The sequence below is a fragment of the Streptomyces sp. NBC_00038 genome (assembly GCF_026343635.1).
In the GTDB taxonomy this organism is placed as follows: Bacteria; Actinomycetota; Actinomycetes; order Streptomycetales; family Streptomycetaceae; genus Streptomyces.
Genome location: NZ_JAPELQ010000001.1, coordinates 211,823 through 228,386, shown reverse-complemented (window position 1 = coordinate 228,386; position 16,564 = coordinate 211,823). Strand labels below are relative to the sequence as shown.

General features: G+C 65.3%; 16 protein-coding genes. 7 read left to right on the top strand and 9 right to left on the bottom strand.

Features of this window, described 5'->3' with window-relative positions:
* Window positions 1–314 precede the first annotated feature (314 nt).
* Together OG219_RS01120 and OG219_RS01115 are read left to right on the top strand one after the other, a co-directional pair.
* Window positions 315–1,184, top strand: coding sequence for an SDR family oxidoreductase (locus OG219_RS01120; protein ID WP_266821889.1), 870 nt, complete (start codon window positions 315–317; stop codon window positions 1,182–1,184).
* Window positions 1,185–1,524: 340 nt separating this feature from the next.
* Window positions 1,525–2,568: an SgcJ/EcaC family oxidoreductase gene (locus OG219_RS01115; protein ID WP_266821887.1), complete on the top strand. Its 1,044-nt coding sequence runs from the start codon at window positions 1,525–1,527 to the stop codon at window positions 2,566–2,568.
* Here OG219_RS01115 and OG219_RS01110 read toward each other — a convergent pair.
* Window positions 2,561–3,073: a zinc ribbon domain-containing protein gene (locus OG219_RS01110; RefSeq protein ID WP_266821885.1), complete on the bottom strand. Its 513-nt coding sequence runs from the start codon at window positions 3,071–3,073 to the stop codon at window positions 2,561–2,563. The two genes, OG219_RS01115 and OG219_RS01110, sit on opposite strands and share 8 nt — an antisense overlap.
* Before the next feature lie 28 nt (window positions 3,074–3,101).
* Window positions 3,102–3,716: a hypothetical protein gene (locus OG219_RS01105; RefSeq protein WP_266836429.1), complete on the bottom strand. Its 615-nt coding sequence runs from the start codon at window positions 3,714–3,716 to the stop codon at window positions 3,102–3,104.
* Between OG219_RS01105 and tnpA the strand changes: the two genes are divergently transcribed.
* The gene (gene tnpA, locus OG219_RS01100) at window positions 3,630–4,193 is read left to right on the top strand and encodes an IS200/IS605 family transposase (protein WP_323183341.1); all 564 of its coding nucleotides are present in this window, start codon (window positions 3,630–3,632) and stop codon (window positions 4,191–4,193) included. The genes OG219_RS01105 and tnpA overlap by 87 nt on opposite strands.
* Here tnpA and OG219_RS01095 read toward each other — a convergent pair.
* The 7 genes from OG219_RS01095 to OG219_RS01065 form a co-directional block, all read right to left on the bottom strand.
* Window positions 4,103–5,536, bottom strand: coding sequence for an aldehyde dehydrogenase (locus OG219_RS01095; protein WP_266821883.1), 1,434 nt, complete (start codon window positions 5,534–5,536; stop codon window positions 4,103–4,105). The genes tnpA and OG219_RS01095 overlap by 91 nt on opposite strands.
* Window positions 5,537–6,108: 572 nt before the next feature.
* Window positions 6,109–7,104, bottom strand: a complete 996-nt coding sequence (hpaD, locus tag OG219_RS01090; protein WP_266821881.1) for a 3,4-dihydroxyphenylacetate 2,3-dioxygenase — start codon at window positions 7,102–7,104, stop codon at window positions 6,109–6,111.
* Window positions 7,101–8,588, bottom strand: a complete 1,488-nt coding sequence (hpaE, locus tag OG219_RS01085; RefSeq protein ID WP_266821879.1) for a 5-carboxymethyl-2-hydroxymuconate semialdehyde dehydrogenase — start codon at window positions 8,586–8,588, stop codon at window positions 7,101–7,103. Before hpaE ends, hpaD begins: the two co-directional genes overlap by 4 nt.
* Complete coding sequence (gene dapA, locus OG219_RS01080) at window positions 8,585–9,517, bottom strand: 4-hydroxy-tetrahydrodipicolinate synthase (protein ID WP_266821877.1); 933 nt, start codon at window positions 9,515–9,517, stop codon at window positions 8,585–8,587. The genes hpaE and dapA overlap by 4 nt, the downstream gene beginning before the upstream one ends.
* On the bottom strand, window positions 9,514–10,959 hold the full coding sequence (locus OG219_RS01075) for a fumarylacetoacetate hydrolase family protein (protein ID WP_266821875.1): 1,446 nt from the start codon (window positions 10,957–10,959) through the stop codon (window positions 9,514–9,516). The genes dapA and OG219_RS01075 overlap by 4 nt, the downstream gene beginning before the upstream one ends.
* The gene (gene hpaB, locus OG219_RS01070; RefSeq protein WP_266821873.1) at window positions 10,959–12,410 is read right to left on the bottom strand and encodes a 4-hydroxyphenylacetate 3-monooxygenase, oxygenase component; all 1,452 of its coding nucleotides are present in this window, start codon (window positions 12,408–12,410) and stop codon (window positions 10,959–10,961) included. Before hpaB ends, OG219_RS01075 begins: the two co-directional genes overlap by 1 nt.
* 41 nt (window positions 12,411–12,451) lie before the next feature.
* A complete protein-coding gene (locus OG219_RS01065) occupies window positions 12,452–12,955 on the bottom strand; it encodes a flavin reductase family protein (protein ID WP_266821871.1) in 504 nt (167 codons plus the stop codon).
* Window positions 12,956–13,254: 299 nt separating this feature from the next.
* Here OG219_RS01065 and OG219_RS01060 point away from each other — a divergent pair, with 299 nt between their 5' ends.
* The 4 genes from OG219_RS01060 (at window position 13,255) to OG219_RS01045 (ending at window position 16,564) form a co-directional block, all read left to right on the top strand.
* Window positions 13,255–13,794, top strand: coding sequence for a MarR family winged helix-turn-helix transcriptional regulator (locus OG219_RS01060; protein ID WP_266821869.1), 540 nt, complete (start codon window positions 13,255–13,257; stop codon window positions 13,792–13,794).
* A gap of 457 nt (window positions 13,795–14,251) precedes the next feature.
* Window positions 14,252–14,755, top strand: coding sequence for an ATP-binding protein (locus OG219_RS01055; protein ID WP_266821867.1), 504 nt, complete (start codon window positions 14,252–14,254; stop codon window positions 14,753–14,755).
* Between the two features lie 318 nt (window positions 14,756–15,073).
* Complete coding sequence (locus OG219_RS01050) at window positions 15,074–15,724, top strand: DsbA family protein (protein ID WP_266821865.1); 651 nt, start codon at window positions 15,074–15,076, stop codon at window positions 15,722–15,724.
* A 30-nt stretch (window positions 15,725–15,754) separates the two neighbouring features.
* A complete protein-coding gene (locus OG219_RS01045; RefSeq protein WP_266821863.1) occupies window positions 15,755–16,564 on the top strand; it encodes an MBL fold metallo-hydrolase in 810 nt (269 codons plus the stop codon).

Genomic DNA, 16,564 nt, shown 5'->3' with positions numbered 1-16,564 from the left:
CGCCAGCTGCCTGCCCTCGTTCGTATCGTGAAGACCTGGGCTGGCAAGAGGATTCGGGCCGACAATTCAGGCGCATTACTGACCGAGATCCGTCGACGGGTTTGACTGCTGTGCCTTGCTCAGGGTGATGGCGGTGCGTTTTTGCAGTGCTGAGATTGATCGTCAGCCGACACTGCCATCACCTTGAGGATTCCCTCTCCCTCTCGTCATGTGACGACTCCTTCGCCTGGACGCAGAGTGCATCAACCCACGCGGACGGCGCCGATCACGTACTTAGATCGTAAGGCGCCCCCTTCACTGCTCAGAGGAGAACGATGTCCCTGCTCCGGCCGTACCGCTTCGCTGGCGGCACTGCTGTACTCACCGGTGCCGCCAGCGGTATGGGTGAACAAATGGCCTACGGCCTGGCCGCTCGCGGAAGCAATCTGGTCCTGCTCGATCGCGACGCGGAGCGCCTCAACAATGTCGTGCACATCGTCCGTGATCGTCACCCCGATCTGCGTGTCCACGCCTTGGTGGTTGACCTTGCCCACCAGGACGCCCTCGACACCGCGGTCGAGCAGATCCTCGTCGACCACCCTCGCATCACGCTTCTGGTCAACAATGCCGGCGTGGCCATGGACGGGTGGTTCGAGGATCTGTCGGCTGAGGAATTCGACTGGGTGGTGCGTATCAACTTCCACGCGCCTGTCGCTCTCACCAGACGACTGCTACCCATCCTGCGGAGCTCCCCGGGAAGCCACATCGTCAACGTATCCAGCTTGTTCGGTCTCATCGCACCCCCAGGCCAGGTCGCCTATGCCTCCAGCAAATACGCTCTGCGCGGTTTCAGCGAAGCCCTGCGTCATGAGCTCGCCCCCCAGGCGATCGGCGTAACCACGGTGCACCCCGGTGGAATCCGGACCCGTATCTCCGAGTCAGCACGGATCGCCGCAAGTCTTGCTGACAAACAGTCAGGGAACGCTGGATCCGCTTCCTTTGACAAGATGCTCACCTACCCCGCCGATAGGGCTGCCGCCGGGATCCTCGACGCCATTGCGAAGCGCAAGGGCCGGGTAGTAATTACTCAACTCGCCATCTTCGCCGACATTGTCGGCCGTATCTTCCCCTCCACCTACTGGACGGTCCTGAGTCGCCTACGCCCCTCGGCCACAGGTGCATCTCGCGTCACCCCCACCCGATAGATGTCACTCAGGGACACGCAAAGGCAGTCATAGCTCGGCCCGGTCCACGTCGACGAGGGGAAAGAGTAGCCACCCGCGTCTGGACCCGTTGAGACGTCGGTGGAGTCTGGAAGGGCACCCCCCCCGACTCACTAGTTCTCGTTCTGTCGGCTCTGTGACCGTGTGCGTGCTCTGAGGCTGCCAATTCAGAAAACGCCACACGCTCGTGCGTGCAACGCCGCATGCACTGAGGTGGGGATGTCTACCGTCATTACTGCATCAAGATCGATTCTGCGGGCCCGCTCACAGGTAACCGTGCCCGGTTCAACCAGCCACACTCGATGAAAGGGAGCCACACACCGTGACCGATACACCCCCGCTCATCTTCACTCAGCTCTCTCTCCCTGACTCGGAGATTGCCCGAAATGCGTTTGCGTTCAGCGCACGCGTCACGCCGGAATATCTCCTGAACCACAGCGTTCGAAGCTACGTCTTCGCCCGTGCGCACGCGAATCACCGTGACTTGCGGTCCGGTTTGGACTACGACGACGAACTCCTCTTCCTCAGTTGCGTCCTGCACGATGTCGGGCTGAGCGAGCAAGGTAACGGGGATCAGCGTTTCGAGGTCGACGGGGCCGACACGGCGGCGGAGTTCCTGCGGGAGCAGGGAGTTGAGGAACCACGTATCCAGGTCGTCTGGGACGCAATCGCCCTGCACACTTCCGACGGAATCGCCGCGCGCAAGGGAGCGGAGGTATCCATTGCGCAGGCGGGCATTACCACCGACATCCTTGGTCTGGGTCGCGAAACACTTCCTGCCGGCCTCGCCGATGACGTGCACGCCCTGCTTCCTCGCTCCGACCTGGCGTACAGGTTCACCGATGCCGTCCTGAGCCAGGCCCTTGCCAAGCCGCAGAAGGCCAGCCCGACCACCTTCGTAGGTCAATCGCTGCGTCGGCATCTACCGTACGGCGCCTACCCGGATTGGCACGACCTGCTTGCGACGACTGGTTGGGGCGACAAGCCCGTGACTACCGGCGGTCGGCGACGTGCTGATACGCCACAGCAGGTGGGCCCCCTGTTCATGGAGTACCTTCAGGCCGGAGATCTGGAAGGCCTGGTGTCGCTGTACGAGCCGAACGCTCACTTTGTTCCGCAACCCGGCAATCACGCAGTCGGCACGGAGGCCATCCGTAACGCTCTGCGTCAGCTGATCGACAGTGGTGCAAAGCTGAAGCTGGAGCCGCGCGAGCTGCGCGTGGTTGGTGACGTCGCCCTGGTATCCAACACCGCAACGCTGACCGGAGCCACGCCCGAGCCCGTCGTATCCAACACCACTGAGATCCTGCGGCGTCAGCCCGATGGCGGATGGGTTCACGTCGTCGACGATCCATTCTTTACCTGAGCGAGTGCGGAGTGCCGCGCGCGTAGTACCGGTGCGGGCCAACCAGCTCCGCCGGTACTACGACCGGTTGACGGGCTTTTGCCATGAGTCCGCCGCGCTCGCCGAGCTCCGAGTTGGGGAACCATTTGGCGCATACGGACGCGGCTGGTGCGGGCTGACGAGACTCGTTTGCTGATGCCATCAAAGGCATGTCCGTCCTCCGCTTTTGCGCGCGGCGGGATCTAGCCATGACTCCTCCCGCCTTGATAGGGAGGGGCTTGTCGCCATACCGGGTTGGCGTCGCGACGGACCAGCCCGACCGTGGAACATTGAGTGCCCCGACTGTGCCAGCGTGCGTGGTGTAGCCGCAGCTTACGCAGTGGAACTTCTTCTGGGTGGGCCGGTTCCCCTTCGCGGTGTGCCCGACTTCGGGGCACTGCCACGAGGTGTGTCGCGAGGGTCCACGGCGAGCATGTCCTGTCCGGCGGGCGCTTTCAGCCTTGGCGTGCAGGATCGTCAGAAACACCCCCAACCGGCGTCAGCTATCGAGCGGGTCAGCCCGAACTTCGCGGCGACCCTGGTGGGCAGGTCGCCGCCTTGTGCGCGTAGCGCGGGTTGGGGACGAATCCACTGCCTGAATTGGACAGGTAGTTGGCGATGCCCCGGTCGATACCCGACCACACCGAAACGGTCTTGCCCCTGCCAACTACCGGGCGGCGCTGATTGACCGCTACGTGCCTGACGCCCTGGAGGCGGACACGGGCGGTCGGGTCGTGCGAGGGTGGAGCCCCAGCGGTATCCGTCACGCTCCTTCGGGACTCGACCGTGCCGAACCGGTTGAGGCCGCGACTACGGGAGTAGCCGGGGATTTCCCCGGCCTTGACCCGGCAGAAGAATGCCGCAAACGCTTTGTCAAGCCGGTGAAGCGTCGCCTGTTGCGATGAGAAGGACCAACGTCCCTGCCGCTCGGGGTTGCACGCCTGGATGTCCCTGAGCTGTGCGGATTGCATCCCGTACGCGACGCTGGTCTTCGAGACGTGCCGGTAGGCGTCGCGGCGTTCCTGCAGGGCCCCGATGAGGAGATGCTGACGCGCTGCGAGGCGATCATGCGGGACATGTGCCAATCCTTCGAGGCTGAGCTGCGTGAGGTCAACTGCGAGGGCCATCACGTGTACCTCCTGGCGCACTTCCCACCAAAGGTCCAGCTCTCGAAGCTGGTCAACTGCCTCAAGGGCCTCGGCTCCCAGTACCTGCGAGCCGAGCGCACCGGACGGATCAACCGGATCGACACCGGATCCGTCTTCTGGTCCCCGTCCTACTTCGCAGGGCCCTGCGAGGGCGCACCAAAGGGCATCATCAAGCAGTACATCGACCAGCAACAACGTCCACTCTGGCCAACACGTCCAAACAGCCACGAGACCGCACTCCCTCCCGGCTTGAAATCCGGGAGGGAGTGCGAAAACCGGGGATGCCCCTTCCGGACTGTGTCGCTGGCACTCGGCAGAAAATCCGGAAGGGGCGTTTTCGCGCTGGCTGTCAGCGCGAGACGCGCAAGCTACGCCAGCGACGTCCAGACACTCTTCACTTCGGTGTACAGGTCAATGGCGCCGCTGCCCATTTCGCGGCCCCACCCACTGGATCCGTAGCCGCCCCACGGCGCCGAGGCTTCCACGGGGTTCGGCATGTTGATGTAGATGGTTCCGGCGCGCACGCTGCCAGCGACACGGTGGGCAGCGCCTACGTCCCGGGTCCACACCGCGGCGGCAAGTCCGTACTCGGAGTCGTTGGCGCGGGCGATCACCTCGTCTTCCTCGTCGTAGGTGAGGATGGAAAGCACAGGGCCGAAAATCTCTTCCCGAGCTATGCGCATGTCGTCACGAACGCCGGCGAAGACAGTGGGCTGATAGAAGTAGCCGGGCCGATCGGCGCGAGAGCCGCCTGTGAGCAGGCTGGCACCCTCGTCTATGCCACTTCGGACGAGTGCGTCGATGTGGGCCTGGTGTTGGCCAGTGACCACGGGGCCGAGGTCGGTATCCTCGGAGCTGCCCGGCCCGAGTCGCATCTGGGCGACCGCCTTGGCGCATCGCTCGGCGAATTCGTCGGCCAGCGACCGGTGGACGTAGAAGCGAGTGTAGGCGGCGCACACCTGTCCGCTGTTGAGTAGTGCGCCTTGCAGACACCCAGTGACGGCCGCATCGAGGTCGGCATCGGGCATCACGATGCTGGGCGCCTTGCCGCCGAGCTCCAGAGAGACGCGCTTCAGGTTGCCTGCGGAAGCATGCACGATTGCGCGTCCGGTCTCGGTGGAGCCGGTGAAAGAGACCTTGTCGACGCCCGGGTGCTCGACCAGAGCGCGACCGGCGTCCGGGCCGCCAGTGAGTAGATTCAGCACACCGTCAGGGATGCCCGCCTCGTGACACAGCCGCACGAGGCGAACCGTCGTCATGGGTGTTTGCTCGGCGGGCTTGACGATCACCGTATTGCCACAGGCCAGTGCGGGCGCGATCTTCCAGCTCGCAATCATCAGGGGGAAGTTCCACGGAGTAATGAGCGCGCACACCCCGACCGGTTCCCGCTTGGTGTACTGCAGGACGTTGGGAAACGACATAGGAGCCGTCTCGCCGTATAGCTTGGTGACCCAGCCTGCGTAGTAACGGAAGTGCTCGGCTGCGCCCTTGACGCTCACCATCCTCGAGACGCCGATCGGCTGGCCTTGGTCGAGGGTTTCCAACTGAGCGAGTTCCTCAGCATGTTCCTCGATCAGGTCACCGATGCGCCACAGAATGCGAGCCCGTTCGGACGGCGCGATGCCCGCCCAGGAGGGGCTTTCGAGTGCCGCCCGGGCTGCCGATACTGCCTCGTCGACGTCTTGTCGGTCGGCGTCGGCACAGCGGGCGTGTGCCACACCAGTTGCCGGGTCGAGGGTATCGAATTCAGCTCCGGACGCGGCTGATTGCCAGGTGCCGCCAATGAACAGGGTCTTGCTCATTCCCTACTCCTCGGGTTTGGTTGTGAGTGCTGTGTCGCCAAGGCCAATACGGCACACCCCCCCCGCGATACGGCGTGTGCAGGCTCTGGTCTGAAGCGTCTCTGGGGCGTTGTTGTGCGAGTCCTGTACGGCTCGGTTGCCGCCCCACATGTGGCGTTGACGGGTGCGGTAGTCCGATTGCGATGACCCGCATCGAGCTTGTTGATGTCAAGGAAGGCGGAGAAGCCGTCCTCGGATTCTTCCGAGTGTCTGAAGTGCGATTGGCCCAGACGTACCGCGGAGGGACACCGTGCCCGTTTCGATTGAACCGTCGGACCGCTGTGTCATCGGATCGGTCTATCGAGCACCGTCCGCTTGCCTTTCGTGCACAACACCGAGACGACATGTGCAGGGCATGCAAGTTGGACGTCTCGCCCGGTGGTGCTACCAGAGGCACGAAGTTTTGACGGACGAACTCCAGCCAGAATTCGAAGCGTCCGGCGGACGTGTCGTCTCGCGGCGTCGTCGCTAACGGCACGGCTATCAACTGCGCGGAGGGGGGCTCGATCTGGAGGACCCCCTTGGGGAGAGGCTCAGCCGAGTCCGTCTGCGCCGACCTGAACGGCCGACTCATCGAGCACGGCATCTGAGATGTCCTGAGGCCGTCCGCCCAGATCCAGGACCGGCGTGGCCTCCTTGTACCAGGACTCGATCACGGCGTTGCCCCAGAAGTCGCGGCGGCGGTCGTCGTGGACGTTCCAGACGTACGTCTCGTGGTCCGGGTCGCCGGTGTAGTAGTCCGAGGTGTAAATCTCCACTCGATGACCATCAGGGTCGCGGAGGTAGAGATAGAAGGCGTTGGAGACCCCGTGGCGCCCGGGGCCGCGTTCGATGTGATGCTCCTTGCGCAGCGAGCCGAAGATGTCGGCGCATCGCAGGATCTGGTGGGATTCGTGGGTGGCGACGCCCAGGTGGTGCAGGCGGGGGCCGGCACCGCCGGTGAAGGCGACGTCGTGCACCGTCTGCTTTCGATACATCCAGGCTGCGTACAGCTCGTGTTCGTCGCCTTCGATGGTCTCCGAGCAACCAAAGCCGAGGGACTCGTAGTGAGCGTAGGCGGCGGGGATGTCGGGGGTGCAGATGTTGAAGTGGTCCAGGCGGGCTACCTCAGCACCGTGACGGATGTCGTAGCGCTGAATGAGACGTTCGGCGTGTTCGATCTCGTAGAAGAACTCGACAGGGAAGCCCAACGGATCGATCACACGTACAGCGTCGCCGATGCCGCGTGTACCTTCTCCCTTCTTCAAGCGCTTGACGGGGCGGCCGAGTTCGGTGAAGAACCGCTCGGCCTTGTCCACGTCTTCAGGGCTGCGTACGCGGTATGCGATGTGGTCGAGGGCGGCCAGTTCACCCCGGCGCAGCACTAGGGAGTGATGAGTGAGTTCGTCAGTGCCGCGTAGGTAGAGAGAATCAGCGTCCTCGTACTGGACGTAGAAGCCGAGCATGTCGACCCAGAACCAGCGTGCGGCACCGAGATCGGTAACGGCGAGCTGGGCATAGGCGGAGCGGACGACATCAGGTGCGTTCATGAGTCAGCCCCGAACCGAGGGGTGTGAACGTCGCCGAGTGCGACGTGGATGATCTTGGATTCGGTGTAGAAGTCGATGGAGTGGGCGCCGCCCTCTCGGCCGACGCCCGAGTCCTTGACCCCGCCGAAGGGAGTACGCAGGTCCCGGACGTTGTGGGAGTTGATCCAGACCATGCCGGACTCGACGGCATGGGCGAAGCGGTGGCCGCGCTTGAGGTCGGTTGTCCAGATGTAGGCGGCCAGACCGTACCGGGTGGCGTTGGCGAGTTCGATCGCCTCGGCCTCGTCGTCGAAGGGGGCAACAGCGACGACCGGGCCAAAGATCTCTTCCTGGAAAATCCGGGCGTCAGGCTTTACGTCGGCGAAAACGGTTGGTTGAAGGTAGTTGCCGTCGTTCAGGTGGTCAGGTCGAGTGCCGCCGGCGACGAGCCGGGCCTCCTGCTTGCCGATCTCGACGTAGTTCAAGACTCGTGCGTAGTGCTCGGGGTGGACCAGCGCGCCGACTTCTGTTGCCGGGTCGGAGGGCAGCCCGACTCGTACATTTGCGGCCCGTTCGGCGAGGCGATGCACGAACTCCGAGTAGAGCGATCGCTCCACGAGCACCCGTGAACCGGCCGTGCAGCGCTCGCCGTTGAGGGAGAACACCCCGAACACGATCGAGTCGAGTGCGGCTTCCAGGTCGGCGTCGGCGAAGACGACGGCCGGGGACTTGCCGCCCAGTTCCATGGAAGTGGTCTTGAGGTGCTGGGCGCTGGACCGGATGATGCGCCGACCGGTGCCGGTGGATCCGGTGAAGGAGATCAGCGGCACGTCCGGGTGGTCGACGAGGGCCTGGCCGGCCTCCTCGCCGATGCCGTGGACGATGTTCACCGCACCCGCGGGTACGCCCGCCTCGGCGAAGATCTCCGGCCACAGTGACGCCGAAAGCGGTGTCCACTCGGCCGGCTTCAGGATCAGCGTGCATCCGGAGGCCAGTGCGGGCGCCAGCTTCCAGCTTTCCAGCATGAACGGTGTGTTCCATGGCGTGATCAGCCCGGCCACTCCGACAGGAGTGCGTCGCACGTAGGAGAACTGTTCCTCGCCCTGCCGGAAGGCCTCCTCGCCGAGTGCGACGATGACGTCCGCGAAGTAGCGGAAGTTCTCCGCTGCGCGCCGCGCTTGGCCGCGTGCCTGGGTGATGGGTAGTCCGGTGTCGTACGTCTCGTAGGCGGCCAGCCGGTCGTGGCGGGCCTCGACTGCGTCTGCGATGCGGTACAGCGTGGCGGCTCGGTCCCGGTTGGACAGTCCCGCCCACTCCGTGGAGGCGGCAGCTGCCGCGCGCGCTGCCCGGTCGATATCGGCTGCAGAACCGCGGGCGGCCTGCGCGTACGGGGTGTTGGATACGGGATCGGAGACGTCGAACGTTCGGCCGTCGGCGGCATCGACGAGTTTGCCGCCGATCCAGTGGCGGATGACAGATGGCAAGCCCTTGGGGATCGTGGTCATCGTGCGTCTCCGATCTGTGAGGTGAGATCGCCGCCCTCGGTGAGCAGCGCGCGGATCTTCACGAGGCCCGCGTCGGTGGGAGTGATGAGCGGCGGGCGGACATGCGGGGAGGTGATGAGGCCCTGCTGGTGCAGCACCCACTTCGCAGGCGCTGGGTTGGTCTCGACGAACAGCAGGTCGACCAGCGGATGAAGTCGGTAGTGCAGGTCGCGGGCGGCGTCGAACTCGCCTGCCTCCCAAAGCTCGTACATCCGGGCGACCGCAGTTGGGGCGATGTTGGCGACGGCCGACACGAACCCCGCGCCCCCCAGTGCCATGAGCGGTAGGCAGAGCAATTCGATGCCGGACCACACCAGCAGCGAGCGGCCGCAGGCGTGCAGGACGCGCGAGAAGTGCTCGAAGTCCTTTGTCGTCTCCTTGACTCCGACGAAGTTTTCGAAGTCGGTGAACAGGCGCTTCACTGTCTCCGGTGCGATGTCGACGGCGGTGCGTGACGGCACGTTGTAGGCGACGATCGGCAGGTCAGGGAACTCCCGGGCCACCGTCGCGTACCACTGGTAGAGGGCTTCCTGCGTGGGCCGTGCGTAGTACGGAGTGATGACGAGCGCCGCGTCGGCGCCCAACTCCTGTGCTGCGGCGGTGAGTTGGAGGGTTTCGTCGAGCTTGTGCGAACCAGTGCCTGGCAGGAAGGGGACACGGTCGCCGATTTCCTTCGTGACGGTACGCATCGCCTCGATCCGCTCAGCGGCGGACTGCGCACTGGGCTCGCCGGTCGATCCGCCCAGCGAGATCCCGTGCGAGCCGGCCTGGAGTTGGAAGCGGATCAGTGTCCGCAAGCTGTCGTGGTCGACGGCGCCGTCCGCGGTGAACGGCGTGACGACGGGGGCGATGGACCCGCGGATTGAGGACGGGTCACTTCTGAACTTCACAGGGACTCTCCTTGCGTATTGCGCTGCTTGCGCCACTGCTCGTACGGCTCCCGCCACTCCGGCCCCAATGGATAGAGGCCGTCGATGCCGTGTCCGGTCCGTACCTGCTCTGTGATGAACCTTTCCTGCGCCTCCTGCTCGCGGCAGTCGGCGATCAGCTCCTCGGCCAGCTCTGGCGGTACGACCACCACGCCGTCGGCGTCCCCGACGATCAGGTCGCCGGGCTGGACCAGGGCGCCACCGCAGGCGATCGGCACGCCGGTGTCCCAGGGGATGTGACGGCGGCCGAGCACGGACGGATGCTCCCCGCCGTGGAATACCGGCAGACCGAGTTCCGTCACGGCCGCGCTGTCGCGCAGCCCGCCGTCGGTGACCACGCCCGCCGCACCGCGCTGCTGTGCGCGCAGTGCCAGGATGTCGCCGATCGTGCCTGCGGAAGTGTCCCGCCGGGCGTCCATCACCAGCACCTGGCCCGGACGAAGCTCTTCGATAGCCCGCTTCTGGGCGTTCATGCCGTTTCCGTACCTCTTGAACAGGTCCTCGCGCAGCGGCAGATAGCGCAGAGTGTGGGCGACACCGACCATGCCGGTGCCCGGCTGTGTGGGACGTACGCCGTCGATCGACATGTGCGGCAGACCGCGCTTGCGTAGCTGTGCGCTGAGCGTGGCGACCGCGACCGAGCGCAGCCCGTCCTCGATGGCCTTGGCGAGCAGCGGTTCGGGGACGTACGTCGATCCGTAGGCGGCCTCGCGCTCCGCGGGATCGACGCGGGGCATGGCGCCGTACGAGTCGAGCGCGGGCCCCGCGGCGATCGGATTGCGCAGCCGCCCAGTGGACAGCCCGCTGCCGCTCACCTCGACTTCGACCAGATCGCCTGGCGAGACGACGGAGGCGCCGGCCGGTGTGCCGGTGAGGATCACGTCTCCCGGCTCCAGTGTGACCAGCCGGGACAGGTCGGCGACGAGTTGTCCGAAGGGGAAGAGCAGTGTGTCGGTGGTGTCGTCCTGGACCAGCTCGCTGTTGACCCAGGTCCGCAGCTGCAGGGCGCCTGGGTCGAGTTCACGAGCGTCCAGCAGCCGCGGCCCGATCGGTGTGAAGCCGTCGGCGCCCTTGGAACGGAGGTTGGAGCCGCGGTCGGCGTACCGCAGGTCGTACACGCCCGCGTCGTTGGCCGCGGTCACCCAGCGCACATACGACCAGCCATCCTCGGGCGCCACGTGTTGGGCGCGCGAGCCGATGACCAGCGCGATCTCGCCCTCGAAGCCCAGGAGTTCGCACCCCTCAGGCCGGAGAATCGCCTCCTTGGTACCCGACAGGGACGACGGCGGCTTGAGGAAGTACGACGGCTGCGACGGTACCCGTCCGCGTTCCTTCGCCCGGCTGCGGTAGTTGAGGTGGACCGCGATGATCTTCGATGGGGGGTTTCCGAGCGGATGCGTCATCAGGAACGCTCCAAGAATCCCTGGACCTTGGCCTTGTAGGGCTCGCGGTCGTAGGACTTCACATAGGCGCCCGCCATGCGGACCGGGTCGCCGAAGAAGTAGTACTCGTACAGGGCCTGGCGGCTGGAGAAGGCAGAAATGCAGGTGTCCCACACCAGTCGGAAGAGCTTCACGCGCTCCGGGCCGGTCAGAGTCGCCGACTGCAGGTAAGCCTCGATGTCGGCGGCTGCCGGCCCGTTGATGTCCAGTTCGGTCGGAGTGGCCATCAGGCCGGAGGCACCGAGCTTGCGGAGGATCTGGGGGAAGCGCTGGTAAAGCTTGGGGTAGAGGTTGCGGGCGGCGTTCAGCGGGGCGAAGGCCGGAGTGAGGACGCCGTACTCGTTGATTTCGGCGTCGGCCTCGGCGGCGCGCAGGAATGCGCGCAGCATCTCCAGCGTGGCGATGATCTCGGCGATGTCCTCCTGGACGTGCTGGAACTGTTCGATGCCGATGGCCTCGGTGAGGAGGGACACCAGGCCCAGGATGTATTCGGTCTTGGCGGACGTCCGGGTGACGACCTGATGCGTCATGTGCACCACGGACGCCGTCTGGGAGTAGAAGCCGTTGCACAGCTCCGCTTCGCCGAGGACGAAGCAGCGCTCGTAGGGCACATGGACGTCGTCGAAGACGACCACGCAGTCCGATTCCTCGAAGCGGGAGGAGAGCGGGTAGTCGTGGCGGGGGCGGTTGTAGCCGAGTGGTTCGCGGGCGATGTATCGCAGGCCGGGGGCGTCGTTGGGAACGGCGAAGGCGTACGAGTACGGCTTGTCCTCGGGGGTGCCACGCAGCACGGTGGACGGGAAGACGAGCATCTCGTCAGCGAACGGGGCGATGGTGGCGAGCATGCGCGCACCGCGTATGACGACCCCGTTGTCATCCTCCTTCACGATCCGCGCCGCCAGCTTGCCTCCGGCCTGCTGGGTGCCGGCCACCGCACGGTTGACCTGCGGCGGGATCAGGGTGTGGGTACACAGCAGGTCTTCTTCGCGGACCTTCTCGTAGTAGCGGCGAATGTTCTCGCCGAAGGCGGGGTTGGCCTGGGCGAACCAGTCGGCGGCGGAGGCCAGTGCCATGAGGGAGCTGTTCATGTAGTCGCCGGTGCGGCCGAGCATGCCGTTGCTGTGGTCGGCCCACACCTTGAACGCCTTGCGTCGTTTGACCAGGTCGTCCGGGGTCTTCGGGTTCAGGAACGAGGTGCCGACCGGTTCGCCGGAGGTGGGGGAGGTGTAGGTCAGAACGTCCTTGTGCTCGGGGGAGTGCTGGAGGTCGTACAACTCGGCGTACGTGCGCACCACGTTGCGGAAGGCCGGGTGGTCCTGGACACCGCCAGAGATGGTCTCGCCCTGGATGTGCACGGTGGGACGGGAGGTGGACAGTCGCTCGAGGTATTCCTTGCCAGTGCGTGCGGCCATGGTGGTGCTCCTGAGGGGTAGTCGGCGGGGACGTTGAGCTGTCAGATGAGGTGTTCGATGCCGTCGGACGACTCGGACGCTGTACCGAAGCGGCTCCAGGCATAGGTGAGGGCGTCGCCGTCACGGTGGCCGAGATCGATGACCTGGCCGACGACGAGGGTGTGATCACCGCCGTCGTACGAGCGCCAGGGGTCGCACTCGATCCAGGCGAGGGGGGCGGCCAGCCGTGGCACCCGGGCGTCGGCCACCCAGTCGGGCTCTCCCAGCCCTTGCGCCCCCGCGAACAGGCGGGCCAGACGTTCCTGCTCGGCGCCCAGGACGTTGACGCAGAACGACTGGTCGATGAGCCGGTCGTGGCACCGGGCTCTGCGAGCGACGCTGATCAGCACCAGTGCGGGGTCGGCCGACACAGACGTGAACGAGTTCATGGTGGCGCCCCGAGGGCCGTCCTCGCCGTCGTAGGTGACGACCGTGACGCCTGTGGCGAAACGGGACATGCATGCGCGCAGCGCGCCGGGGCTGGGGGGAGCTAGGACTTCAGGCATGAGAACTCCCATGAGTGGCACTCGCATCGCGTCTGCCGTGGCGGGGCGCGATTAGGGAAGCCGGTGAGGCACAAGGTGTGACGCCATACCGGGGTGGTTTTGCACCATTCGGACCCGAAGTGTGAATCGGGAGGAACAGTGATGAAAGCCATAGTGAAGGCTTTGATTAATTGGACGATACTCGTTGCCGGACCCTTTGGGAAGACCTGAACTACAGCCTCCTGTTACTTGTCGGAAACATCGCGAACCGGCCCAACTCCTCGGGCGAGCCGCCTCCGCCTGCGCCCTACACTCCAGGCATGACCTTGGAACCGTCCGACCCCGAGCACCTGCACTTCTGGTCGTTCATCGACTACGCCGTCGAGCGGGTTTCCCGGGAACTACCGAGCATCGACCCGCTCGCCATGCGGCTGGTGTTCACTCTTCATCGAGCGGCCAACATGCTCGTCTACGACCTCGAATCCACCGTGCACCGGCCACGCGGCTGGTCATGGCCCGGCTTCCGCGTACTGTTCGCGATCTGGCTGACCGCTCCAGTTGAGGCGAAGCAGGTGGCGGAACTGTCCGGCATGAGCCGGGCTGCAGTGTCTGCGCTGGTCAACACGCTGGAGCGTGACGGTCTGGTGAGGAAGGGGCGTGCGGCCTACGACGGACGGGCTTTGGAACTCTCCCTCACCGAGTCCGGGCGGGAGGCGATCGCGTCCGCATTCCTGGCTCACAATGAGCGGGAGCGGGAGTGGGGGAGCGCTCTCAGTGAGGATGAGAAGCGCACGCTGATCGAACTGCTGGGGAAGCTGACCACCCACTCCGTCGACTTCGATGCCAGGCATCGGGCTTGACGCAGATGATCGTTGTCAAGGCGTGCGTCTGCACCGCCGGTCGGGTCGGCTTGATCGCCGGAGTCCACCACGCGGACGGTAGGAGACGGCATCATTGTCTCGACCTGCGTGGGGAGTGCCGTGCGGCAGGCTCCGCACGGCTGTATCCGGCTCAGGCAGTGGTTACCGCTATGGCCCGCGCGTCCCGGCCTGGGTGGGGCGGCCACGGTGAACGGACGTGCCGGGCCAGTGATTACGATTACCGAAGGCCAAATAACCCTGCGTGGCCAGAAGGTGTCTCAGGGGTCTGACTTGCGGGTATTTCGGTATGGTCTGTCGCTTTTTAACCGCACCGTGTCGCGTTTAGATCCTGAATCCCGCGCAATTTAGTCATAGCTTTGATTATGTCAGTTCGGACATCCTGACGCTGTCCCGGCGTCGGTGCTCCGTACGACCCGCTCACCCTGAGAGGCTCCTCATGCGCCTCGCCGAAGCGCCCGTCGCACCAGCCGGGCCCACCCCTGAGACGGCCACCTACGGCCAGAGCAATCGAGCTTTGCTCGCATTGTCCGCCACCGTAGCCTCTGTGCCTGTAGCCCGCGCCTGGGCAGCTGATGTGCTGAGGCACTGGTGCGTTCCCTCAGACGCGATGGATTCCGGCCTTCTCATTCTCGGGGAACTCGCCGCCAACGCTGCCGTCCATGGGCGTAGCGAAATGACAGTGCTGCTCTGTCTCGGCATCCGAACCCTGCGCATCACGGTGGTCGACTCGGGCGTGCGTGACCCCCACGCGAGGGGCGCAGTCGATCCGGACGAACATGGTCGCGGCTTCAATATCGTTCGCCTGTTGGCAGCATGGACGGATGTTCGCGATACCGCCCAGGGGCGGACAGTCCAGACGCGGCTGCGGTGGTTAGGAAGGTGCTCTGGAACACATCTCCCTGGTTGTCGGTGGAGTTGGGAGTCGTGGAACTCTCCCTGAACGGATGCCTGTTGATCGCGGTGGCGCCGCTGAGCGCGACGAAGGGCCCGTACGACGACAGCATGCTCGGCGCCGATTTCGCCGCCGTCGATGTGCACGGCTGGTCCTCCCGTAGCGCTGAAGCGACGGCAAGCGAGGGGCGGGTCAGCGTTCGTCTCGTTCGGGTTCGTACTCGAAGCGGCCAGAAACCTGTCGGTTTTTCACCATGGGGCGTCGTCTGCGTATCCAGAGGGATCTGTTACCTGGCCATAGCTTTGACACTGTCAGCCCGACCGAGACAGAGAGCCGGGTGACGGAATCCGGAAAGGACGACAGGTGATGAGTTCCGTGGAGCGCATTCGACTGACCTACGCCTTCGACGCCTATTGCGGCTGGTGCTACGGCTTCGAGCCGGCGCTGCATCGCTTCGCGGCAGTCAATGCGGACCGGATCGAGTTGCGTGTGCTGTCCGGCGGTTTGTTCACCGGCTCGCGCGCTCTGCCGGTGTCTGCGTATCCGCATATCCCGGGCGCCAATGGGCGTATCACCGAGTTGACCGGCGTCACTTTCGGTGACGGATACCGTGCCGCGCTGGCGGACGGCAGGGTCGCAATGGACTCCGCCGATGCCGCCGTGGGGCTGGTTGCGCTGCGCAATCAGCCGGGCGCGGACGCCCTGGATGCTGCCGCTGTGATGCAGCGCGCCTGGTATGTCGACGGCCGCAGCCTCTCCGATGTTGAGGTCTACCGGGACCTCGCCGCCGAACTGGGCCTGGACGCCGACGCGGTAGCAGACGCATACGCCTCGCCCACCGCGCGCGCCGAGGCGGAGGCCGACTTCCTCAGGGTGCGCCGTCTGGGCGTCGACGCCTACCCGACGCTGGTGCTGCACACCGCACACGGCACCGATCGCCTGGGCGGCCCGGTCTCTTCGGCCGAAGCGCTGACCCATGCTCTGGATCAGCACCTGGCTGCAGCAACGAACGCCTGATCCCCTCACAGCACTGTGAAAGGCACAACCATGTCTGCCTTGACATATACGGTTCACACCGCTGGCGACATCGGGCTGCACAAGTCGTCAGTACTGATCACAGGCGAGCGTGAAGCGCTGCTGGTCGACGGCCAGTTCACGGTCGCCGAGCAGCACCGGGTCCTGGCGGACATCATCGACAGCGGCAAGCAGCTGACCACCGTTGTGGTCACCTCCTCCGACCCCGACTACTACTTCGGCCTGGAAGTGATCCGGCAAGCGTTCCCCGGCGTCAGGATCGTCGCCACCGCCACCACCGTGGAGCGGATCAAGTCCAGCTGGGAAGGCAAGCTGAAGACTTGGGCGCACCTGGGCAGGAACCTGCCCAGCGAAGTGGTCATCCCGGAGGTGCTGGACGGGGACCGCGTCAGCGTCGAGGGCCACGACTTCGAGCTCCGCGGCGGCCACCCGGATCTGGTCTGGCGCACCGAGTACCTGTGGCAGCCCGAGGACCGCGCAGTCGTGGGCGGGGTTTTGCTGTTCGCCGGCCTGCATGTGTGGACCGCTGACACCCCCACCCCCCGAGAGCGGGCCGCATGGGTCGAGACACTCGTCGAGATGGAGCAGCTTGACCCACAGTTCGTGGTGGCCGGACATCGTTCCACCGACGCGGCCAACGACGTCTCAGCGATCACCTTCACCCGCGCCTACCTCGCCGCACTCGAGGAGGAGCTGGCCAAGAGCGGCAACGACTCCAAGGCGCTGAAGGTCGCGCTCCTCGAGTGCTACCCGGACCTGGGCCTGCCGGTCGCCCTGGACCTGGGCACCAAGGTCGCGACGGGTGAGATGGCCTGGGGCTGA